18 protein-coding genes, 2 tRNA genes and 1 pseudogene are annotated in these 23889 nt (G+C 31.9%); 12 read left to right on the top strand and 9 right to left on the bottom strand.

Annotation, left to right across the window (positions count from 1 at the left end):
• The first annotated feature begins 115 nt into the window (after positions 1-115).
• From htpG to AC1Q7L_RS16065, 4 genes are all read left to right on the top strand, one after another.
• A complete protein-coding gene (htpG, locus tag AC1Q7L_RS16080; RefSeq protein WP_492307733.1) occupies positions 116-2008 on the top strand; it encodes a molecular chaperone HtpG in 1893 nt (630 codons plus the stop codon).
• 136 nt (positions 2009-2144) lie between these two features.
• Positions 2145-3224: a hypothetical protein gene (locus AC1Q7L_RS16075; RefSeq protein WP_492307732.1), complete on the top strand. Its 1080-nt coding sequence runs from the start codon at positions 2145-2147 to the stop codon at positions 3222-3224.
• 12 nt (positions 3225-3236) lie between these two features.
• A complete protein-coding gene (locus AC1Q7L_RS16070) occupies positions 3237-3791 on the top strand; it encodes a LemA family protein (RefSeq protein ID WP_492307731.1) in 555 nt (184 codons plus the stop codon).
• A gap of 378 nt (positions 3792-4169) precedes the next feature.
• Entirely contained in the window at positions 4170-4961 is a 792-nt protein-coding gene (locus AC1Q7L_RS16065; protein WP_492307730.1) for a hypothetical protein, read from the top strand.
• A gap of 50 nt (positions 4962-5011) precedes the next feature.
• On the opposite strand, the gene AC1Q7L_RS16060 is transcribed toward AC1Q7L_RS16065, so the two are convergent.
• The gene (locus AC1Q7L_RS16060) at positions 5012-5308 is read right to left on the bottom strand and encodes an MGMT family protein (protein ID WP_410693033.1); all 297 of its coding nucleotides are present in this window, start codon (positions 5306-5308) and stop codon (positions 5012-5014) included.
• 201 nt (positions 5309-5509) lie between these two features.
• Here AC1Q7L_RS16060 and AC1Q7L_RS16055 point away from each other — a divergent pair, with 201 nt between their 5' ends.
• Positions 5510-5656: a hypothetical protein gene (locus AC1Q7L_RS16055; protein ID WP_492307729.1), complete on the top strand. Its 147-nt coding sequence runs from the start codon at positions 5510-5512 to the stop codon at positions 5654-5656.
• A gap of 377 nt (positions 5657-6033) precedes the next feature.
• On the opposite strand, the gene AC1Q7L_RS16050 is transcribed toward AC1Q7L_RS16055, so the two are convergent.
• The 4 genes from AC1Q7L_RS16050 to AC1Q7L_RS16035 are packed head-to-tail and all read right to left on the bottom strand — an operon-like array spanning position 6034 to position 9193.
• Positions 6034-7008: a deoxyhypusine synthase family protein gene (locus AC1Q7L_RS16050; protein WP_072410693.1), complete on the bottom strand. Its 975-nt coding sequence runs from the start codon at positions 7006-7008 to the stop codon at positions 6034-6036.
• 26 nt (positions 7009-7034) lie between these two features.
• On the bottom strand, positions 7035-7691 hold the full coding sequence (locus tag AC1Q7L_RS16045; RefSeq protein WP_492307728.1) for a hypothetical protein: 657 nt from the start codon (positions 7689-7691) through the stop codon (positions 7035-7037).
• A 47-nt stretch (positions 7692-7738) separates the two neighbouring features.
• The gene (gene arfB / locus AC1Q7L_RS16040; RefSeq protein WP_492307727.1) at positions 7739-8131 is read right to left on the bottom strand and encodes an alternative ribosome rescue aminoacyl-tRNA hydrolase ArfB; all 393 of its coding nucleotides are present in this window, start codon (positions 8129-8131) and stop codon (positions 7739-7741) included.
• A gap of 39 nt (positions 8132-8170) precedes the next feature.
• Positions 8171-9193 (bottom strand): AMP-binding protein, encoded by a 1023-nt coding sequence (locus AC1Q7L_RS16035; protein ID WP_492307829.1) that lies wholly within the window; start codon positions 9191-9193, stop codon positions 8171-8173.
• Positions 9194-9292: 99 nt separating this feature from the next.
• On the opposite strand from AC1Q7L_RS16035, the gene AC1Q7L_RS16030 reads away from it, so the two are divergent.
• Both AC1Q7L_RS16030 and AC1Q7L_RS16025 read left to right on the top strand, forming a co-directional pair.
• Positions 9293-9363: transfer RNA gene (locus AC1Q7L_RS16030), tRNA-Gln, on the top strand.
• A 164-nt stretch (positions 9364-9527) separates the two neighbouring features.
• Positions 9528-9598 (top strand) — tRNA-Gln (locus AC1Q7L_RS16025).
• 589 nt (positions 9599-10187) lie between these two features.
• Here the strand turns inward: AC1Q7L_RS16025 and AC1Q7L_RS16020 are convergent.
• The 3 genes and pseudogenes from AC1Q7L_RS16020 to AC1Q7L_RS16010 all read right to left on the bottom strand — a co-directional run.
• Positions 10188-11123, bottom strand: a pseudogene (locus AC1Q7L_RS16020) (recombinase family protein); the annotation flags it as partial.
• 82 nt (positions 11124-11205) lie between these two features.
• Positions 11206-11385, bottom strand: a complete 180-nt coding sequence (locus AC1Q7L_RS16015; protein ID WP_492307726.1) for a hypothetical protein — start codon at positions 11383-11385, stop codon at positions 11206-11208.
• 366 nt (positions 11386-11751) lie between these two features.
• On the bottom strand, positions 11752-12084 hold the full coding sequence (locus tag AC1Q7L_RS16010) for a hypothetical protein (protein ID WP_492307725.1): 333 nt from the start codon (positions 12082-12084) through the stop codon (positions 11752-11754).
• An 885-nt stretch (positions 12085-12969) separates the two neighbouring features.
• Here AC1Q7L_RS16010 and AC1Q7L_RS16005 point away from each other — a divergent pair.
• Positions 12970-13374: a helix-turn-helix domain-containing protein gene (locus AC1Q7L_RS16005; RefSeq protein ID WP_492307724.1), complete on the top strand. Its 405-nt coding sequence runs from the start codon at positions 12970-12972 to the stop codon at positions 13372-13374.
• A gap of 538 nt (positions 13375-13912) precedes the next feature.
• Here the strand turns inward: AC1Q7L_RS16005 and AC1Q7L_RS16000 are convergent.
• Complete coding sequence (locus AC1Q7L_RS16000) at positions 13913-14101, bottom strand: ImmA/IrrE family metallo-endopeptidase (RefSeq protein WP_492307723.1); 189 nt, start codon at positions 14099-14101, stop codon at positions 13913-13915.
• Positions 14102-14690: 589 nt separating this feature from the next.
• On the opposite strand from AC1Q7L_RS16000, the gene AC1Q7L_RS15995 reads away from it, so the two are divergent.
• The 4 genes from AC1Q7L_RS15995 to AC1Q7L_RS15980 all read left to right on the top strand — a co-directional run bounded on the left by AC1Q7L_RS15995 (position 14691) and on the right by AC1Q7L_RS15980 (position 23820).
• Positions 14691-15065 (top strand): helix-turn-helix domain-containing protein, encoded by a 375-nt coding sequence (locus AC1Q7L_RS15995; RefSeq protein WP_492307722.1) that lies wholly within the window; start codon positions 14691-14693, stop codon positions 15063-15065.
• Positions 15066-15770: 705 nt separating this feature from the next.
• Complete coding sequence (locus AC1Q7L_RS15990) at positions 15771-16928, top strand: SMP-30/gluconolactonase/LRE family protein (protein WP_492307721.1); 1158 nt, start codon at positions 15771-15773, stop codon at positions 16926-16928.
• Positions 16929-18960: 2032 nt separating this feature from the next.
• Positions 18961-19719, top strand: a complete 759-nt coding sequence (locus AC1Q7L_RS15985; RefSeq protein ID WP_492329392.1) for a M43 family zinc metalloprotease — start codon at positions 18961-18963, stop codon at positions 19717-19719.
• Between the two features lie 1524 nt (positions 19720-21243).
• Positions 21244-23820, top strand: coding sequence for a T9SS-dependent M36 family metallopeptidase (locus AC1Q7L_RS15980; protein WP_492307719.1), 2577 nt, complete (start codon positions 21244-21246; stop codon positions 23818-23820).
• Positions 23821-23889: the final 69 nt, after the last annotated feature.

Here is a 23889-nt window from a genome sequence, read left to right as displayed (position 1 = left end):
ATAACTTCCTACCTCAAACTTCCTGCTTCCAGCAAAAAAAATAATGTCAATCTGTCACTTTCTAGCGTGTGGTATTTTTTTTGTGAATAACAACACAAATCAAAACTAAATTATTATGACTAAAGGAAATATTAATGTGTCTGTGGAAAACATTTTCCCGCTTATCAAAAAATTTCTTTACAGTGATCACGAAATATTCTTGAGAGAGCTAATCTCTAATGCAACGGATGCTACTTTAAAATTAAAACACTTAACAAGTATTGGTGAAGCAAAAGTAGAGTACGGAAATCCGAAGCTTGAAGTGAAAATTGATAAAGAACAAAAAACACTTCGCATCATCGACCAAGGAATTGGGATGACTGCAGAAGAAGTTGAAAAATACATCAATCAAGTTGCTTTTTCAGGAGCTGAGGAGTTCTTGGAAAAATATAAAGACACCGCAAAAGATTCAGGAATTATTGGTCATTTCGGACTAGGGTTTTACTCTGCGTTTATGGTGGCTGAAAAAGTGGAAATCTTAACTAAATCTTACAAAGATGAACCAGCAGTTCGTTGGATCTGTGACGGAAGCCCGGAATTCACTCTTGAAGAAACGACAGATAAAACAGATAGAGGAACTGAAATCATTCTTCATATTGCAGAAGATTCTTTAGAATTTTTAGAAGAAGCAAAAATCCGTGAACTGTTATTAAAGTATAACAAATTCATGCCTGTCCCTATTAAGTTCGGAACAAAAACGCACACGTTACCTCTACCTGAGGATGCTCCGGAAGATACAGTTGCTGAAACTGAAGAAATTGACAACATCATCAACAACCCAACACCGGCATGGACAGTTGCTCCAAGTGATTTGACGAGTGAAGATTACATGACATTCTATCACGAGCTGTACCCAATGCAGTTTGAGGAGCCTTTATTCAATATTCACTTGAATGTAGATTATCCTTTCAACTTAACTGGGATTTTATTCTTCCCTAAATTGAGCAACAATTTAAATATTGAGAAAGATAAAATTCAATTATATCAAAATCAGGTTTACGTAACGGATGAAGTAAAAGGTATCGTTCCAGATTTCTTGATGCTTCTTCGTGGTGTTATTGATTCTCCGGATATTCCATTGAACGTTTCCCGTTCTTACCTTCAGGCTGATGGCGCTGTAAAGAAAATTTCTTCTTACATCACTAAAAAAGTTGCCGACAAAATGACTTCTTTAATTAACGAAAACCGTGCAGATTACGAACAAAAATGGAATGACATTAAAATCGTTATCGAATACGGAATTGTAACTGAAGAGAAATTTGCAGAAAAGGCAGACAAATTCACGCTATATCCAACAACTGACGGGAAATATTTCCTTTGGAGTGAGTTAGAAGAAAAACTGAAGCCTACGCAAACAGATAAAGACGGTAATCTAATCATTCTTTATGCTTCTAATGCTGATGAGCAACACAGCTACATTCAGTCTGCGAAAGATAAAGGATATGAAGTTCTTCTTTTAGATTCTCATATCATTCCTCACGTGATCCAAAAACTGGAAACTTCTAAAGAGAAAATTTCATTTGCAAGAGTAGATGCTGATCATGTAAATAATCTGATTAAAAAAGACGAGCCTAATATTTCTAAATTAAATGAAACTGAAAAAGAATCATTAAAAAAGAATGTTGAAGACGCTGTTCAAGATAAAAAATTCACTGTTCAACTTGAAGATTTAGACAGCAATGATGCTCCGTTCACCATTACTCAACCCGAGTTTATGAGAAGAATGAAAGATATGCAGGCAACCGGCGGCGGCGGAATGTTTGGAATGGGCAGTTTCCCTGAAATGTATAATCTTGTTGTAAACTCTAACAGTGAATTTGCCAACCAGATCTTGAAAACTGAAAATGCAGAAGAAAAAGAAGGATTGGTAAAGCATGCTTTAGATTTGGCCAAACTTTCTCAAAATTTATTGAAAGGAAAAGATCTTACAGACTTCATCCAAAGAAGTTATAAACAACTGGAAAAATAGTTTAATTAATTATATTGTGGTTTCGGGGTCGACAAAGTCGACCCCGAAACTTTTTATATCACTTTATTGTTGAGCCTTTTTTAGCATTATTAAGTAATTTTAAATATCTTACATTTGCAAAACACACCAATTACAAATGTTTGAGATTACGATCCAAATGCTTCCTTTTCTGATGCTTTTCAGTTTGGGTATTGCACTTTTTCATACTGTTATTCTGACAGGATTACTAGAGCTCAAGATCAGACCAACATGGATCATGTTTATCATTGATCCTTTGATTATTGCTTTAGGATATTATTTCTTTCCTCACCAATCAGGATTTATATTCATCGGGCTTTTTATTTCCGTTTTTTTATTAGCAATCATCGCTATGATTACGAAAGGAATAGAAAGCATTTATGATTCTTTCAAAAAAGCAAGACAAGAGAAAAAGCCTGTCTGGAAAATTATTTTAGGTGGTTTTGGAATCCTTTTCGTTTACTTGGGATTCTTCTATTTTGGGATCTACTCTATTTTCATCATTTTCTTTATCATCATTCTCGGTTCTATTTTACCCAGTAATAAAAATCGATTTTTCTTTTACCAAAGAAACCTTCCGACCTCTAAAATTAAAAGCGTTGCCATCGGTTTGGCAGAAATTTGTGGAAAGGCAAAAGCCATAGAACCGGTATTTTCATCTTACAGCACGACAAAATGCGTCGGATATATTTATACGGTAGACGAAATTACCGAATCTAGAGATGACGACGGAAAAACAAGTAAATCTTATCATGAAATTAAACGAAAAATAGGTTTTAATAATTTTTTACTGGAGGATGATTCCGGAAGTATTGAAGTTATTCCTGATAAAATAGAATGGATCAGTTTCTGGCCTGTCACAGAAATAGAAACCGGAAATTTACGGTATCGCGAATATATTTTAGATGAAAAAACAGAGATTCTGATGATCGGGCAAGCTTTCTATGAAGATGCAAAAACCATTTTTAGATATGACGATAATAAAAAGCTTTTCGGGATGGCTCATTTGGAATGGGTTAATTTCGCTAATAAATGGAGACCTTTAAAATTAAAAGCCGTCGCTACTCTATTATGTATTGCCCTTTTTTCAGCTTTTATTATATTGATTCCTGTAAAAGCCAGTGGAACTAAACTTATCTTCGAATCGGTAAACTGGAAAGAAAATTTTTCTAAAAATCCTTTTGATTTCTTTAAATAAAACTAATAAACAATGCTCATACCTTTACTCATTTTTATCATTGTGATTGTTGCTGTTGTCTCGTTTCTGGTAAAATCTTATAACCAGATTGTAATTCTGAGAAATAACGTAGAAAAAGCATTCGCCAATATTGATGTTATACTGAAACAGCGGGCAGATGAAGTTCCCAATTTGGTTCGTGTCGTTAAAGCAACCGCACTGCACGAAAACACAACCCTGAAGGAGCTTGTTGCACTTCGAAGTCAATATTTACAATCAGAAAATACGAACGATAAAATAAAAATTGCACAAGGCATTAACGGAGGAATTAAATCTCTTCTAATTTCTATCGAAAGTTATCCTGAAATAAAAGCATCACAATCTTATTTGGAGCTGCAAAAAAGACTAAGTGATCTGGAAAATATGATTGCCGACCGTCGCGAATATTTTAACGATTCAATCAATTTATACAATACGGGAATTCAAGTTTTTCCGGATGTATTGTTTGCTAAAATAATGAGTTATCAAAAAATGAAAATGCTGGAATTTTCAGAGAAAGAAATAGAATATAACGGTGTTCAACTTTAAATTTAAATAGACATGGTCATAGATTTAGGCATTATAGGAGACTTCGTGAACTCACGAAAATTTTGGGGATCATTGGCTATTGGTTTCCCAGTGGTTACCATCGGACTTTTTGTTTTATATAGTATTGTTAGGAAAATTACATTCTTAAAAAACATTGTGCAATACATTTTATTGACCTATGGATTATCGATTTTACTATTTATACCCGTTATCTTTTTCTCCGCATTTTTGGAAACCGAAAAACTGAAACTTGCTCTCGTTTATCTTATTATCCTGTTTTTTGTTTCGATATTTACACTGTTCAATCAACGGGAATGCATTAATTTTATGAAAGAAGTTTCAAAAATGAAAAACTTTAATGCTAATAAATCTTAAATTATGTGGTATACTTTAATTTTTACTACCATTATTATCATTCTGCTTGTCATCAAAAAGAAAAAAACAGGAGCAAGTATTTCGATAACCGGACTTATTTTGCCCATGCTTGCTACCCTTGTTATTTCAGGAATGTTCTTTTTTTTAGCCGGAATTGTTGGTCAATCAGCTTACGCTTATTTATTTGAGAAAAAATACGATGCGAAGGTGGTAAAATATGATTATACCGATGGAGATTCAGAATCAGATGCGGTGCCTATTGCTATTGTAGAGTTTAAAAATGATAAAAATCAAACCATTCAAAAATCAATTGGATATGGAGCAAGCCATCCTATCGAGCTTGGAAAAACCATAAAAGTCTCTTATAAAGAAGGAGATAAATACATCAAAAACATGAGTTTCTGGGAGCAAAAATTGATTGTATCTCTTGTTCTTGTATTCTTTTTCATCTTCACCATCGCCATTATTGGAATTACACTTTACGCTCTCAATCGCGACATTTCATTTATCTGGACAATTGTTATGGGCTTTATGATGTATATTGTTTTTCCAGGCGCTATGCTGTTTTTTATCATCGTGCTTTCGTGGGTAATTTGGGAATATTTCCAAGGAAAAAGAGATGACATGCCCATTTGGGCTTTGGGAATTTGCAGTTTGTTCGTAACATTTCTGATTCCTGCTTTATTCGGATATTTTAAGATGCTTTTTGAAAAAGAAAATTTTAAGCAAAGCAGCAAAAAATCGAAGCTCATCAAAACAAGATTCATAAATCTCAGCAAGAAGAACCCAAAATAACTTCTTCTACAAACAAACCTTCACTGTTTATTTACCAAACTGTAAAAGTCTTATAATTCGTCCAAAGGATTCCAAAATAGTCTCTTGAAATTTTTAATTCTGAAATTCTCCACCTCGATTCCTTCTGCTTCTAATCTTATTTGAAATTCCGGAACGGATAAGGTTCCTGAACTTGAAATCACACGATGAGCCGGAACATCTTTCGGGCAACCTCCCATTGCTTTTCCGACATGACGGGAATGATTGGGGTAGCCGACTGCTTTTGCAATAGCTCCATAGCTTGTTACTCTTCCTTTGGGAACGAGTTTGGTAATTTCCCAGACTTGTTGTTTGAATATTTCGTCCATTTTTTTGTTTTTATTTTGAAACGCTTACCTATTTTTAACGCAAAGATCGCAAAGTTTTTTTTGAAATGTTTGAAAATATTTTTCGTTCGCAAAGGCATTTCACTCAGCAAAGTAACGAAGTTGGGATCACCTTATTTTTATTTTTGCATCATTTTTGAACTCTACTTGTCTCAATGGTGTTTCTCATTAAAATATAAAGTTATGAAAAAATCATTTTTTAGACTCGTAAATAAAATCAATAAAGCTATTTTACCGAAATTGAGTGATAAAGATCCGAATACACTGACTAAAGTTCAGAAAGGGATTTTGGCTTATCGATATTTCGTGCTGACTAATTCTTTGGACTGATCGTTTTGCGTGAGGGATATGGAGGGTGCGACTGAAAGGAGCAGTGCAAAGCACCGAAACGAAGTGGAGCCCGGAGAAGCCCGACCCGAGATTGGGGTTTAGCTTTGGAGAGGGGCACGCCCTGATTTTTATAAATATTTTGACCACAGATTTTCACAAATTTACACAGATGTTTGTGTTCTAATTTTCTTTGTTAATTGTGTGTATTTTTCTTTGATGCTGTTTATTTAAACACAAATTTCACAAATAAGTTTTCACGAATAAGCACAAACATCTGTGTAAATTTGTGAAAATCTGTGGTTAATAAAAATAAAAAAACGTCCAACAAAAATTGGACGTTTATATAACTTCAAGCTTCAGACTTCTGTCTTCCTGCTTTATGAATTTTCTAAAATATAAGAGAACATTAAAGGTGCACAGATGGTTGCATCACTTTCAACGATATATTTCGGTGTTGTGATATCTAATTTACCCCAAGTGATTTTCTCATTCGGAACAGCTCCAGAGTACGAACCGTAAGACGTCGTAGAATCCGAGATCTGACAGAAATAAGACCAGAACGGAATGTCGTGCATTTCCATATCCTGATACAACATTGGAACCACACAAATTGGGAAATCTCCTGCGATACCTCCACCAATTTGGAAGAATCCTACTCCTTTTCCACCTGAGTTTTTAGTGTACCAATCTGCTAAATAAGCCATATATTCGATACCTGATTTCATTGTAGAAAACTGTAATTCTCCTTTGATACAGTAAGAAGTGAAGATGTTACCCATTGTTGAATCTTCCCATCCCGGAACTACAATTGGCAAGTTTTTCTCTGCTGCAGCAATCATCCAAGAGTTTTCTCTAGGAATTTCGTAATACTGCTCCAACACTCCTGAAAGGATCATTTTGTACATATATTCGTGCGGGAAATATCTTTCTCCTTTCGCTTCAGCATCTTTCCAGATCTCAACGATATGTTTCTGCAATCTTCTGAAAGCTTCTTCTTCAGGAATACAAGTATCTGTAACTCTGTTCAGTCCTCTTTCTAAAAGAGCCCATTCGTCCTGAGCCGTAAGATCTCTGTAATGCGGAACTCTTTCGTAGTGAGAATGTGCCACCAAATTCATTAGATCTTCTTCAAGATTCGCCCCGGTACAAGAGATAAAATCTACTTTATCCTGACGGATCATTTCAGCAAGAATTTTCCCTAATTCAGCAGTTGACATTGCCCCCGCCAAAGTAATCATCATTTTTCCGCCATCTTTAAGATGTGCAACATACCCTTTAGATGCGTCTACCAATGCAGCCGCATTGAAGTGCAGGTAATATTTCTCTATAAATTCAGTAATCGGTTTGCTCATTATTTTGATTTTTGCAAAGATAAAACTTAAAAACGGAATGTAGCAGCAGCACTTAAAGAAACTCTGTGTAAGCCTTCTTTTTGATCTTCTCCGAACTCAATTGTCTGTCCGTTGAACTTCATTTTATTCAGTGTTCCGGCTGTTAGTCCTACTTTTGGACCAATTAAAAAGTTCTTGGAAATTTGATATTGATACGCAAAATTAATTTCAGCGCCTAAATTAGAACCAGTTCCTTTTACGTTTCCTGTTTTTGTTGAATATGAAATTACTCCTAATCCCATATCAACATACATTTTATGTCTTGTTGCTTCGCTAAAATTGGAAATCATCAAAGCCGGACCGAAGAAAGTGATATTATCTTTAGTCGTAACAGCCGCAGAGACAGGCATTCCGCTCATATCGTATCCTAAAAGAAATCCGTCACTTGATGCACTGTAATTAGAAAATTTCAATCCAATTGCTACGATATTTTTTAAATGATAATAGGCAGAAATATCGAAATTTACTCCACTTTTTAAGCCATTAACATAATCTTTTTCTGCTTTTGTTAATCCCGGAGTCGTTTTGGCTGTTCTCCATGCGTATCCTACAGAAGGAATAATTGAAATTTTCGGTTCATTTTGCTGGGCAAAAGAAAGTAAAGAAATTGAAAAAGCTCCTAAGACTATTAGTTTTTTTAACATTATTTAAAATTTTGGGCAAAAATAATGTTTTTATTGATTATCCAAAATCAAAATTTGAAACGCCTGTTTTCTTTCTTTTCAGACATTTTCTTTTTGGTATCCAATCTTTTTTCTTTTTTCGCTCGGGAAGGTTTTGTGGCGATTCTTGTTTTTGGAACAATTAAAGCTTTATTAACGATATCTATAATTTTTTCAATCGCTTTATTTTTGTTCATTAATTGTGTTCTGCTTTCAGAAACGGTTAAGAATAAAAGTCCCTCTAGATTTATTCTATTTTTTAGTTTTTCCTGAATTAAAGCTTTTTGTCTTTCATTAAAAAATTCAGATTCGTCGACTTTCCAAAGTACGGTAACAGCCGTTTCAACTTTATTGACGTTCTGCCCTCCTGCCCCACTGCTGCGGGAAGTTTTGAAATTGAGTTCTTTTGAAAAATCTTTCATTTTTAAGATCATTGGATTAAAGAGTAAAGATAAAAGACTTTACAATATGTTTTTTAATTCTGTCCTGTTCACTTTTCCATTCGGTGTTCTTGGGATTTCATTAATGAAAATAATTTCTTTCGGTTTGTGAAAATTTTTCTCAAATGGAATTTGATGTATTTTTTCAACTAAATCATTCGATTCTTCTCCTTCAATCACTAATATCAATTTTTGTCCCAAACTGTTATCATCTATTCCTAAAAATACGACTTCATTCGGAATTTCTTTTTTAACCAAAGCTTCCAGTTCCTCAGGGAAAATTTTTGCCCCTCCGGAATTGATGACATTATCTATTCTTCCTAAAAATTTAAACTTATTTCCATCCTTAATCTCAACTAAATCATTAGTTTGCAAGACCTCAGCATTTACATTCGGTGCAAAAATTCTTAAGCATCCTCTTTCATCTTTCGAAATAGAAACATTTTCAAATGCTGTAAAATAATCTTCTGCTTTTGGTGAAATTTGTTTTAACGCAATGTGAGAAAGCGTTTCTGACATTCCATAGGTTTCAAATATTTGGGTTTGAGAATTTGAGAGTTTAAGAGTTTGAAAAATTTTATCCTTCAAATTTTCAGAAACTGTTGCTCCACCAATGATTAAATTTTTAATTAAATAGAGCTTATCTAATGAATTTTCAACCTGTAAAGGTGTCATTGCACAGAAATCTATTTCTTCATCTAAATTTTCAAGTGGTTTTAAGGATGGATTGGCAATAATTAGCTTCATTTTTCTTTCAAATGACCTAACCATCATCATTTTCCCAGAAATATATTCTACGGGAAGACACAATAATGCATTATCACCTTCTTTTAAACCTAAAAAATTGCAGGTCATAACGGCAGAATTGAGCATCTTCTTTTTTTCAATTTCGAAAACTTTCGGAATTCCTGTAGAACCTGAAGTCTGTACTTTCACTGTTTCAGAATCCGACAGCCAATCTTCTAAAAAAAAAGTCGCTTTCTTTTCAAATTCCGTCTGCGAATGTAAATTGTTAATTCTGAGATTATTGAAGTCTATCACCATATTTACCACCATAAAAAGTTATGTAAATTTAAAAAAAAGTTTAAAAAGTTCTTGCAAATAATGAAAAAAGCTGTAAATTTGCATCACCAAAATAAAAACAGACCCATAGTGTAACGGTAGCACTCCGGTTTTTGGTACCGTCAGTTGGGGTTCGAATCCCTGTGGGTCTACAAACCATCCTTATTAAGGGTGGTTTTTTTGTGTATAATTTTCAAAAATTAATCCCGTTCAAAGACAATCACTTATACTTTTTTACATAAAAAAATTGCATTTTTTCAATGAAGCTCTTGCCTATAAAGAAAAAAGCTGTAAATTTGCATCACCAAAATAAAACAGACCCATAGTGTAACGGTAGCACTCCGGTTTTTGGTACCGTCAGTTGGGGTTCGAATCCCTGTGGGTCTACAATCAAGGAGAAATGATCATTTTGATCATTTCTCTTTTTTTTTACACCCGCTAACTCATTATTAATCTGAAATATATGATGTGCTATTGAGTTAATTCGTGCGGTTCGATAATGTTTTCCGTCAAATTCCAATTTTTCAGGAAATATCGAACCAATTATTGCCCGCTTTGTCTCAATGCCCCCTTCTTGGTAATGTTTTCCGATATTTTGAAGTGTCTCTAAGGCTTGTTCGAGCAGTTTTTTTATATTGCTAATTTGAGGAACTGAATTTTTATTTAATCCTTCTTCCAATTTTAAAATCCGTTCTTTGCATTCACTTTTAATTTCCAGATATTCATCATCATCAATTATCTCTGACAGAAACTTATTTCGGGCAAAAGATAGTTTGTTATTGAGTGAGTCAATTTCGTCAGATATTTTCTTTTTCTCTTTTAATGGATCGTTAATGAAGTTCTGATAATTCTCCGTCAAAAGCATTTTTAAATATTTTTTAACTGGTGTATTCATTTCAAATGCCATCAATCCATCTTCAAAAACTTTATTGACAAGTTCCGCTCTTTCTCTGAACCCGCAGGTAGAATTACAGTGGTAATAATAGTATCGATTATTTCGACCTTTCGAAGCACTAGCAGTAATTGTCTTACCGCAGTTAGGGCAGGTCAGAAACCCTCGAAGAGGAAAGTTTTCCTGAACAGTGATTTTTGTGTTCGGTCTTTGAGGTCGTTTCTTACCATCTAATATTTCTTGTACCTTATCAAAAAGTTCCTCACTTATCAAAGGTTCGTGTTGACCTTGAACAAAACAGGCTTCTTCATCTTTATGCTTTGGAACAAACACTTTACCGCAATAAATCGGATTACGGATAGCTATATGAAAAGAAGTCCTGCTGACACATTTTCTCAAAGACTCATTAATTTTAGTTCTTATAGAATTGCTTGCGTAGATGCCTTTTGCCAATTCATTGAATGCCCACTTCATTTTTGTTGCTTCCGGTTCCTTGATTGAAATATACTTTTTACCATTCTCTGTAATTTTATTTGCATATCCAAATGGAGCTTTGCCCATAACACGACCTTCTTTGACAGCTCTTCTCATACCGTAAAAAACATTGAGTGATCTTCTATCATTTTCAACTTCAGGCGCAGCCAGATAGATAGCCAACATCATTTTGTTTTCCGGGATAGAAAGATCAAGCGGTTGTTCAACGGCTTGTAATTCTACACCCAATTTTGAGAGGATGCTTATCATCTGATAGGCATCGCCTGCGTTTCTACTAAACCGATCCCATTTTGTAAACAAAATGACATTGGTTTTAGAACCTCTCTTCTTAAGTTCAGCCAAAAGCTTCTTCCATTCGGGACGGTTAAAAGATTTTGCAGAATGATCTTCATAAATAATATTACCTACAGTAAAATTATTCTGTGAACAGAAACGACTTAAACGTTCTTCCTGGTCTCTTTGGGAATAACCTTTATCTGCTTGTTCATCTGTCGATACACGTATATATAGATCTGCTGTTTTCATAATTTTTAAATTTAATTCTGTTGAGTAATATTGAAGTATGGTAGAATAATAGAATGTCAGATCTATCAGCAGTCACTATCTATTAATGAGTAGCAAATTTCTGATCAGTATCGAAATATTTTTTGATGATCATTAAAGTAAGATTATACAGAAATTCCATTATTTGTTCAGCTTCCTCTTTTGTTAATTCCATGCCTTCTGATCGGAAATATTCAATTACTTCCTCAATTCGTATTTTTTTTATTTCTTTTGCCTGAGACATAAATGCAGAATTTTCCTAAATATAATTTAGAGAAATTCCATTCATTCCATGTTATGTATCTCACCGCATAATTAGGAACAGAAAGTCTTCAATTAGATAATTTTTTTTTAAATGTTTAATTTGTTTTTCTGTTAGTATTGCAATTTCCGTTTTATCACAGATTAAATTCATTAGTGAGAATTGAAAATGAAGATTTATTTGATATTTTATAACTGAGTGTTTTTAGATTCAAAAACCACTATGATAGCTTCAATAAATAAACGAACCAAGGCAAACCACACCATCATATCAACATGCTCATTCATTTCAGGGTCGCTGTCAAATTCTATTGTCTCTTTCACAATAAATCAGGGTCTTTCATCTTTCCTAAAATTTCTCAAAGTAATCTATTCCAACTACTACTGACAAGAAAAGAAGTAATAACTCAATAATAAACTCTTCCGATATGGTTGCATTTAATATATAGCTGATACTATCGAAATTGTTGAAATTATCAGATTCGGATTTTTTTAAATCGGTGGAAATGTCTTCAAAATAATAATGAATAAGTAATAACAAGCAGGACAGAATTCCTGCTGTTTTGATATCCTTGATACCAACCTCTCCCGATAACAGTTTTTCTAGTTGGTAATCCTGAATTACATCTGGATAGCTGTCCAGATGTTCTGTAAGTTTTGGATTATTCAATTGATCACACAATCTAAATATCCAACTTCAATACCTTCTCTTTGAGAATTTTGAAACAGAATACTTAATGCAATGTCAGCCTGCTCTTTTGTTTGCACAAGCTGTTTCTCTTTACTAAAGTGTTTGTTCTTTTTAATGTCAATAATTTTTCTGTAGTAAAGTTGACAAAGGGATAAGAGATATTCTATTCAGATAAAGAATATTTTATTCAGGATTCTTGGTTGCCTTATTCTTGATTTTTTTAAACCTCTTTTGTTAATTATCTGCGCTGCAACCGACATCTTAACTAAGTGGATATGTGAAGTGATAATCAAATTGTTCCTTAATAAGGAGATAGCGATACGTAAACAATTTCATTAAGAAAAAATTCGAATTTTTCTAAAGTCTTGCATTCAAATACTTTTTCAAATACAAGAAATGGATTTTGATATCTTCTTTTTAAAGATCCCTGACTTATAATTAGCCAATCGTTGGGAGCTTTTTTTACTTCCAATCTTTTAACTTTGAAGTTTAGCAGATATACACCTCTTATAAATGATCTGACAGCAATATGAAAATCAAAAAATGTCTCCCGGGCATTCTTTAATACAGCCTTCAACTTTAGTTACATACATCTTAATCTCGCTGAGTGTATTTTTATAAAGATCTACATTAAAATAGTTGAAGAAAGCATTGATCAGCTTAAATATATCTATAATTTCATCGATTGCCCAGAAATTAGTTTCAATGATATTTTATCTTTTCATTTCAGAGCTTATCTGTGAATAATCTATACTGCTAAGGAATAAAATATCTAATTAAAAGGATATTTTACAGGATAATTTTTTAACTTTACATTTCACACGAATTAACAGAAATGGCTTTATCTTTAAGCCTTTGAAATTTTGGATAACCGCTATGGAACAGAAAATACATCAAGGAAGAAATGTGAAACGCTTTAGAGAAATGCTTGGCATCAAGCAGGAAGCTTTGGCTTTTGATTTGGGCGAGGAATGGAATCAAAAGAAAATTTCTTTGTTGGAGCAAAAGGATATTATAGAAGATGATCTTTTGAAATCAATTTCAAATGCTCTTAAAATCCCTGTAGAGGCTTTTCAGAATTTTGATGAACAAGCTGCAATAAATATTATTGCTAACACTATTACCAATAATGGTAATGGAGCTGTTTATAATCATAACCCAGTATTTCAACCTATTGATAAATTAATGCAATTGCACGAAGAAAAGATTGCTTTATATGAAAGAATGTTGAAAGAGAAAAATGAAATGATGGATAGGCTTGAGAAGCTTATTAACAAATAAAATATAAGTAAATCGGATAATTACTTTTTATAAGAGAGGCTCAACTATAAGTTGAGCCTTTTATATGTTTCGACAGCAATTTTTATTTGAAAAATTTGAAATTTCTCATTTATGTTTTATAATCTGATCTATTTTACTTTTCTTAGGATTACAGGCCTGTTAAAATAAAAAATATCCTCTAATAAATTAATTGGTAGAGCAAATGCTTTAGATATGTCTGAGTAACTATACTCAAGTTCATTTTTTATAAAAAAGTTTGTTGAAAATAGACAGGTGTATCAATATATACATTTCCTAATTCATTTTTATTTTGACAGCTAAGACTCATTTCGATAGAGAAAAATCTGTATGGTTCTTTTTATATGTAACTAATATCTCCAGCTATTCGAATAATTGATGACATACTTACTAACCAATATTGTTTGAGCGGAAGTAAGTCGCCCATCTTTAAATATTGCAAAGATCTTCCGATCTCAGCTGATGACATTAGAAATTCGCTAGTAAAAATCTCTGTTTCATTTTCATGCCACTTTTCATCTCAGTATCCTGATATTGCATAATTTCCTTCGTTGTGCATCAGGATATGACCAAGTTCGTGGATCAAACTTCGGCGTTTTCTGTCATTCGAAAAATTTTTATTTACAATAATCACAGGATAACCTTGATCAGTTATAATTGATATTCCATCAAATTTTTCTATTGCCGCTTTTCTTATGTCATTCGTCATGAGAATCAGTTTATGATTGCAATTTGTTCCAAATCAACCTTATTCACCATTGACGCAAGATCTCATTCTCACGTTACCATTGGTGTGATGAAATTCATAACTGTCCTATTGTCTGGATGTCAAGCATTATAGCCGGTGAAGTTGTTCCTTTCCTATTTTGTCATTTGAAGCATCCACAGAAAATGTAGAAACGTAGATAGAAAACTATCAATAGAATTAAATAATCACTTTTAGTTTTGTTGCAGAACAATCTCAAATATAAAAACTAAATTTTCTATGACATGACATATCAATCCGATAAATTGAAAGTTATTAAAATTATACTTTTATTGAATTATAAAATGTATTTTTATGAATAAAAACAGTTCTTTTTGGTAATAATAATCAATAGAATGATATAATAGCATCAAAACTTCGACCATTAGTTAAAATAAAAGAAATCTTTACGAATGCAATTAATTTTCAAAGAAATCCACATAGGAAGAATTATTCATCAAAGGGTTAGGGACACTGACATTGTAATGGACAGAATTGTGAATGTATTCGGGTGTACGGAAACTGAAATAGAGAAAATGTATGAAATGAAGATATGGATTCAGGACTTATGTTAAAGTGGAGTAACTCTTCTCCAGATTATAAAAAAATTTATACTGACATGATTGAAAGGAAATATCCTCATTTAAAAAGTCAGTGTTATTCTATTTTAAAAAAAGATAAACTTTCTACTTTAGATGTTAGCAATCTAAATACAATATTATCCGGGGAATACTGCAAAGAGGATTTTATATTTAATCAACGACATAAGGTGTACAGCTATGAATCGATTTGTCATATTCTTAACTACCAGAATAAAAACCATTTAAATAATTCTCAAACTGCATTACATTTTCAAGTAAGCAGGCAGTCTGTCAGAAAATGGAAGAAGTTATTCTCTAATGATATCAATGAAAATGAGAAATTGTAAGCTATCCATAGAAAAGAGAGGTGAAAATTATATTTTCGCAATAATAGTGGTAATTATGATATTTCCAGCTTTTTTTCTAAATGATGAATAAGGAGTGGAAGTTGGAACTTGGAGAGTCCATAGATTGATGGAATGGGGTTGGAACTTTATCTTCTGATTAATATTAAAATCTCACAAAACGATTCTAAATGTAGCTATTAAAAATTATATTATCGGATTACCACCAGACTCAAGAAAAACTTAATAAATTGATTTTACGCAGTAAACGAACGAGATATAAAAACAAAGATTAATCGAAGCACTAACTTATTATTGGATTTCAGCAGATTATTTACCAGAAGAGGTTAAACAATTTGCAGATGAAATTGATACAGTTGTAAGCTGCATTCCAAGATCAATACGAGGTTGTTTCTGCAAATATGCGGAAAACAACGAATTCGGATATTATAAAAACGAACGTTTACATTTTTTCCTATATTTGGACTTTCCGATATTTCTTACAAGATTTTTACTAAATTATAATATTTATCTGCTTATTCTTCTGATCCTACCTCATAACTATAGTCCAATATTAGATAAATCCTCAACAACCTTATTGAATAAGTGAAATTTAGATATTTACTTTCTTTTTGGCTATAAGACCTCTAAATATTTGACAGTAATAAAAATAATTATATATTTACATAACACAAGATAAAATTAAAGATGAAAAGAATATTTTGGATTTCGGCTTTTGCCTGCCTTTCAATTATAAACTGTAATTCTGGGTCGAATCAATCAGGCACATCAAATAACGATAAGGATAAAATGAAAAATATTTCAGAAAATTCTCTTCCTTTTGTTAATCTTCCGGCTGAATATAATACACCTGATGGTTTAGCTATAGCCAAGGATGGGAATTTGATTCTCTCAGTTCCTAATTTCAACAATAAATATTTAATAGAAAATGGAATGATTAGCAAATATTCCAATCCTTTTATGGCTGTAATAGGAAAAGATAATTCTATTTCTCATTGGTATGATTTCAAACCACAGGATTTGCACCCAGACACAGGAAAAGTTGGTCCTATGGACAGTGATTTTGGTCCGGACGGAAATCTATATATTGCTGATATGCAGGTGTTTTTTGATAAAAACCATAAATCCAGGATCTTAAGAATCAATATAATTGATGGCAAGGCTACAAGCGTGGATGTTGTTGTAGAAGGTTTTATCGCGTCCAATGGGGTTTTTTGGCAGGGAGATTTTCTTTTTGTAACTGAGTCGATTTTGGAAGCTCAGAATAAAAAATTGCTCAGTGGGGTATATGCTTTTTCGCTTAAAGAGTTACAAAATAAACATCCCATAAGATTACAGCCATATCAAAACGGTAAGGGAGATAACCATTTGGTAGAATCTTTCCAATCCGATAATCATATGGGATTTGGAGCTGATGGTTTAACATTTGATGATAAGGGATTTTTGTACACCACAGTAATTGAGAAAGGCCAAATTTTTCGTTCAAAATTGGATCACAACAATAAAGCAGTAGAAACAGAACTATTTGCAAGTGCTCCGTTTATGAAAGGCCCGGATGGATTAATTTTCAGTACAATCTATAATAAATTTTATGTTGCAGACTTTCTTAATAATGCAGTGTATTCAATTGACAGAAACGGAAAAGTCACCATACTGCAAAAGAATGCAGATACCAATGGTAAAGATGGTAAACTGGATCAGCCAGCGGAAGTCGCTTTAAGAGGAGATGAATTAATTATCGTCAATATGGACATGGCTTTGGCTACACAGGGATTTGCTGTAAATAAGAAAGTTGATACAGATTACAATATCAGTAAGATTAATTTGCAAAAAATGAAAAATTAGCTGTTTAAAGAATTACTATAAGATTGCATTTGCAATTTCTTGTTTATTAATATAATTCATAAAAACGACAGTAAATATTTTTTAATTTTTAGCAATTAGTGCTTTACTTTAGTTCTGACAAATTTAAGTGCTTAATACAGTACCTTAATTTATTAATTACAAACTTTGTATGTCTTCAAACCAATTTAGATATTTTAGTTTAAATTTTTAAGGAGGATTTTCGTTTTACAAACTAGATATTTTTTTTTATATATTTTTCTTATTTTACGGATGGATTTTATTTTATTTGCTTTCTTTTTTCCAAAATCTGTTCTGATGTTCCCGAAGTATATATCACTCGGAGTTAGGTTATTTATCTACTCGTCATAGCTTTTTTATTGTAGTTTTCCCACATTTTTCCAATGTCTGGATAAGCTCTTCGGAATAATAAAAATGATTTAGTTTCACTACATTTTTATAGTTGTGTAATAAAGTTTAATTTTACCTTGGCATTGGGGATACATTGGTTTTTTCGTAAATCTGTTACATCTTTAAATTATCTTTAAGATAGGTTTCAGCTCATTGGAGACGTACTAAGAACAGTTATCTGAGAGCAGTTTCAGTTTCAGTTTCGGTTTCGATTTAGATTTAGATTTGGTCTTCAATTTCGCTTTTTTAATGACTGTGTCCAACGTTGGTTTCACACTTCGGCTTTCATCGAGTCACACAGCTGCAAGTGAATGATGTAGCGACTGTAGTCGTCCAAAATCATGCTTAAATAGTACCATCCCTACTAAATGATCTTGAAATAAGTAAAATCTGTTTGCCACATTTGAATGCACAAATTCCGTTTTGCCTTTGAACTCATTTGCTGCTGAAAGAAGAAAATGATTCGGTGCCGGGATTAGTCTATTTGCTTCAAAATACGTTAAACACTGGATTATTAAATAAAACAACTTGTTCATCGGTAATTTTGTAGGCTAGTTACCTTGTAGACAATCGGTGTGTTCCAAAGCGATTTCTATCACCAAATATTTCTGTCTTTCAGTAATGCTTTACATTGTCTTGTGTTTGTCCTTTTCTAAGTTTCAAGGCTATCATAGCTGTATTAGAGCTAGCTTTGACACCATTTATAAAACTACTTGTGGCAATTCCAAAACTTTCCAAGGTTCGCTTCAAACCGATTTCACTCCTTGTTCCAAGCATAGAACTGCGATTGTGCAATGTTATGGTTCCAAAGTTCGGCTACAAAGGTCTCAGTTCGAAGACTTTCCATACAATTATAATCTTTTGCTCTGCAGTAAATATTCTGCGGATGTTTTGACGAATATCTTTTACAAATTTTGATGTTGCCATAGTTAAAATTAATCTTTTATGAAACACTTAAATTTCTAATATTAAATGTCTACTTTTTGCTGACAATTTACAAAGTTATGACATACTCAAGAACAATTTTTCATAGAAGAAAATCTTTCCAAATTGGCAAATGGAATTATATATTCTTTAGGATTTAAATCACTGACTTCAACATCACTGATTAAGTTAAATGTACTATAGATGCAGCGTGTTTATTATAAGAAAGCACCATTAAATATGATTAAAATCGATGCGATTGTACTTCATGTATTTATCCATTGAAAATTTTCAAGACTTTGATCCACCTAAAAACCCTGTTAAATGAGGAATTTTTAAGAGATTATCTTAAATTCATTAATTTCATTGTTAACATTAATAATAACTATTATCATAGCTATAAATAGTAATGGTATATAAAATAGAAATCACAATCCATATATCATTAATAAACCTTATAAATAGGTTAGATTTTTTTTTCAGCTGATGTAGGTATATTTAATCATTCAATTGGCATGACTTTTGTATTGCCAAATATATGATGAAGTAATTTTATTTAAATATATTATAACAAAAACTTATGAAGAAAATTTTATTGTTAGTTCTGTTAAAAGTTTTATTGATATCATGTAATGATAAAAATGAAGATATAGTAAGTGATCCCGAGGAGAAAATTAAAATCCCAGTAGTTGTTAATGTTGTGTATCACACTCCAGAAGAAAACATTTCAATGGAACAGATACAATCGCAGATTGATGTATTAAATGAATGTTTTAATGCAAAAAACCCTGATTTTAATTTGGTTCCTGATATATTTAAAAATGTTAAAGCTAATGTTGGAATAGAATTTGTACTTGATGCAGTATATAGACGACAAACCAATGTGGTCGAGTGGGATTTTGATGACACTACCGTTGATGCACAAATAAAAATAAGAAGTACAGCTATGGGAGGTTTAGATCCTACCGACCCTGAAAGAAAACTTAATATACACGTAGTGGGTAAAATGAAAGCAAATTTTGCTTTGCCTCTTTCTGGTTATGATGAATTATTTGCTCTTGATGCTCCTCCTGCAAATGAAGGAGATTTACATATGAGTGGGGCGGTAATTTCTCATTATTGTTTTGGAAGGGTGGGAACTGTTAGGGCTCCTTTAGATAAAGGAAAAGTAGCAGTACATGAAGTAGGTCACTGGTTAGGTCTAACACATTTATATGGTGGTGAAGACTGCCGTGATGATGGTATAGCTGATACTCCTATTAATTCAACATATAATGTACTTAACAATCCTCTTTTTCCTCTCGCAGGGACTTGTCCTAATAGTCCAGTTGAGATGACAATGAATTACATGGAATCTACCGCAGATATTGCCAGATATATGTTCACCAATGGACAAAAACAATTAATGCGTTCTAATTTTGTACCGGGAAAGGTATGGTATAATTATATGATCAAATGATTCTCAGTAGCGCATTAGTATATACACTTGTGTTCATAAATATCTATCTTATTGATTGTATTGAAAAATAATATTTAATATTTTCATTATTTGAAAAAATTAGAACAATACCAAATGCTATTAGAATTAAAATATTTAGCTGGGGTTCAAAGTGCATAAATCCCAGCTGGATTATTTGATACTTTGGCATTATGTCCGCAACGAATTCTGAGTATGGAATAAGGCAAAATGATTATGTTATATATTTTATAAGCCCATAGTAATATAAATTCTGAAGTAAGATATCGTAAAGATTTGTATCTTTAATTAAGTGATTGGAATCTTTCTATTTCTGCTTACAATTGTTGTGCATGAAATGTTAGAAAATCAAGAAAGAGCAGATAGTTAAAACTATTGAAAAGTTAGATCTTATTTACCAAAAAAATTCAATCTTATTCATGAATTCATTATTGTAAATTATCTTGTAATTTCTACAAATATCATAATATTTGACCATTATAGGTCCGTTATTCTTTCTAGATATGTTAATTATAAAAGTAAATGAATCTACGAATTTGGAAAATTTAGGGTGAGAATTTAATTACGATTTAGTTAAATTTGTCAATCCTCAATTTAAACTTCAGTTGTTACAAAAGGTTTAAGTATATAAAAAATAGTTCATCTAAGCAATTAGTTTAGCTAACAAAAAATAAAGTCGGGATAAAAACCTGGCTTTTTGTTTTGCTAACGACTTGGATCTGTATCTGTCATCTGCAGATCTTAAGAGGACATCATTTTGCTAACAATTAACAAATTGTACCTCTTTGGAATTTTTAATAATTTATAAAAAAAGAAAGGTTTACTAATAAACCAACCTTTTAAATTAAAATTGTAAAAATATTAACTTTAAGTACAGAAGTTAATAATTATGAATTACAATCCTTATACAAAAGTGTAAGTAGATATAATTGTTCTCAAGTATAGTACCTGTAAATAAAGTTGCTTTATTGTAACTTGTGAATCAGTAACAGGTGGATTACCCAACATAGTATTAGAAACATAATCCATTTGAATGGTTCGGGTACTAAACTTTTCATTTATTACTTCATAAAGTATTTGTTTCATAAGTAACATTTTCTGAGAATTGTAGTTTTACGAATACTAATTCTCACATAGTTCATTATGTAGTGATTAATAAAAACATATTACCTGTTTATAGATAAATAGATACTGTGTTTATAATTGCAGATAAAGCATAAATCAATTGAAAAATATTCTAATTCTTTCATAAGGCTTAAGTAAACATAAAAGTCCATTAGGAGATTTAAGGATACCACTGAATCAATTAAGTAATTTCTATCTAAATATCTAACAGTCATTAATTATTTAAAAAAAAACCTAAATACTGTGCTAGTATTATTGAAATCTCAAAATTAACTGATTATTCTAAAAATACGGTGCAAAAAGAAATAAGTATATTAAAAATATGCTTAATAAATAGCAGATGCTATCAGAAATAATTGTAAATTATAACCTAAAGTTTTTATGAAAAATATAACCCTACCTATTTTATTTTCTATTTTTACTTTCTCAGTAATTTCTTCTACTATGTTTGGACAAGAAAATGAAAAACTGATCAAAATTTATCTCTCCCAACATAAAATTAAAGATTATAAAAAATCTGATCTTACTAATTTCATTATTGATAATGAAGATAACTCAAAATCCTTAAACGGAAATGTTGTTAAATTTCTACAAACTTACAATGGTTTTCCAATAACTAATGGAATATCTACAGCATTGATAAAAAATGGAAAAATAGTTTATTTATTAGACGCTTTCGAAAAGGATTATCAATTTGCAGATAATGCCACACCTGCTCTTAATAGTAAACAAGCTTTTGAAAAAATAGCTCAAGCATTAGATTTAAAAGATAGTTCAAAATACACTTTATTGAATTTTGATAATAGTACATCTTTTAAAAATAAGCAAATAGCCAAACAAAGACTAGTTTATACAAAACACAATAATAATCTTGTCTTATGCTATGAATTTATTATATCAGAAAAAAATGAAGCTTATAATATTCTTATTAATGCTTCAAATGGTGAAATAATAAAAAAGTCAAGCTTAGTAAACTATTGCCATTTTAATGAAGCTCCTTATTGGAATAAAAATATAGTTTCCTTTCCTCAAAATAAAGAATTTTATATTTCTGATAGTACGAATTTTAGTATTTTAACTGCTGATAATGCAACATATAATGTTTTCAAATTACCTATAGAAGCTCCTAATTTTGGTGTAAGGATTAATGTTCCTAATCCGTGGAATCTTTCTTCTTCACCTGAAGGATGGCATTCTGATGGAACTAATCATTTTACTCAGACCAACGGAAATAATGTAACAGCTGGATTTTTGAATTCGGATTTCAGCATGTTGATTTCGCCAGATGGAGGAATCAATAGAAATTTTAATTTCCCCTTTAATGATAATGCGACTACGGATGACAATATAAATGCGGCTGTGGTAAATTTGTTTTATTCTGTAAATATGGCACATGATATCCTTTATCAATTTGGCTTCACAGAGTCTTCAAGAAATTTTCAAAAAAACAACTTTGGAAATGGAGGTATGGATAATGATAATATAGCTGGTATTGTTCTACCTTTACCGACTAATAACGCAACTTTTATAAATTATCCCGACGGGACTTCTGGAGAACTTTCTGTACAATTATGGAATGAAGCGGCATATCTTTACTATAACTCACCGGGTATTGCACAAAGTAGAAATGTAAGAACTAGAGGCGGTTCTCAACTAAATGTCACAGGTATTACAGCTGATATTGTGACTACAAATGTAATCGATGGCTGTACTCCTTTACCGGTCGGATCTTTAAATAATAAAATAGGATTGATAAAATCCGGTAATTGTGTTGATGCGATAAAAGCTAAAAATGCACAAAATGCAGGAGCACTTGCGGCCGTCATATATGAAGCTTCAAATATCGAAAATTTGACTAATATAAGTGGTAGTGATTCAAGTATCACAATTCCGTGGGTTAAAATTTTAAATTCAGAAGGAGAATATATAAAAAATTTATTAAATAACTCTATACCAGTTAATATCACATTGAAAAATGATCCATCATTAGCAAAAGAAAAGAATTTAGGATTTGATAATGTGGTTGTAATGCACGAATATATTCATGGTTTATCGAATAGATTAACGGGAACGGGATACAGTTGCCTGGATGAAAATATTTCAGCAGAGCAAATGGGCGAAGGTTGGTCTGATTTTTACGCTATGATGTTTACCAACAGACCTGAATATAACGCTGATACAGCTAGAGGGATCGGAACATATTTAATAGGAGAACCTAGCACGGGAATTGGGGTTAGACGTGCAAAATATTCAACTAATTTTGCTATAAATAATTATACATATGGTAAAACCAATGGAATGGAATCTCTCTCCAATGGAGTTCTCGTACCAAATGAACATTCTATTGGTTTTGTTTGGGCAACAATGTTATGGGATTTACATTGGAAGTATGCCCAAAAATATGGATATTCTTCTAATGTGATAGCTAATATGACTAATGGTAGCTCAAGAGTTTTACAATTGGTCACCGACGCATTGAAACTTCAAGCTTGCAATCCTACATTTATTGACGGAAGAAATGCAATCTTAGCTGCTGAATTAGCTACAACAGGAGGTGCAGACAAATGTATGATTTGGAATGTCTTTGCAAAAAGAGGTTTAGGTATTAACGCGACCGCAGGATCTAAAACCAATATTAATGATCAGGTAGAAGACTTTACTGTACCTACAGAATGTAATGTATTGTCAACAAATGATGTAAAAGCAGTTAAAAATTCGATTTTAATTTATCCAAATCCTGTTAAAAATGAGTTTTTTATCAATTTCCCAAGCAATACTCTTGGTAAAGTAAGTGTTGAAATTTATGATATGTCCGGAAAATTAGTTTCTTCAGAAGATAAAATTTCTCCGGATGCTAAAAAAGCAATTTCTACAGATAAATTAGTAAACGGAACGTATATGGTGAAGATAAAAGGTCTTGGCTTTGATGCTTCTTCTAAAGTTATTGTTAAAAAATAATATCTAAAAGATTAAATTATATATCGCCTCAAGCTTGCTTGAGGCGATTTTATTTTATATGATCAAAAG

The sequence above is a fragment of the Chryseobacterium sp. GW823-FHT05E08 genome, assembly GCF_058795655.1.
The sequence above is the reverse complement of the archived record's forward strand: the minus strand, read 5'-3'. Positions and strand labels throughout refer to the sequence as shown.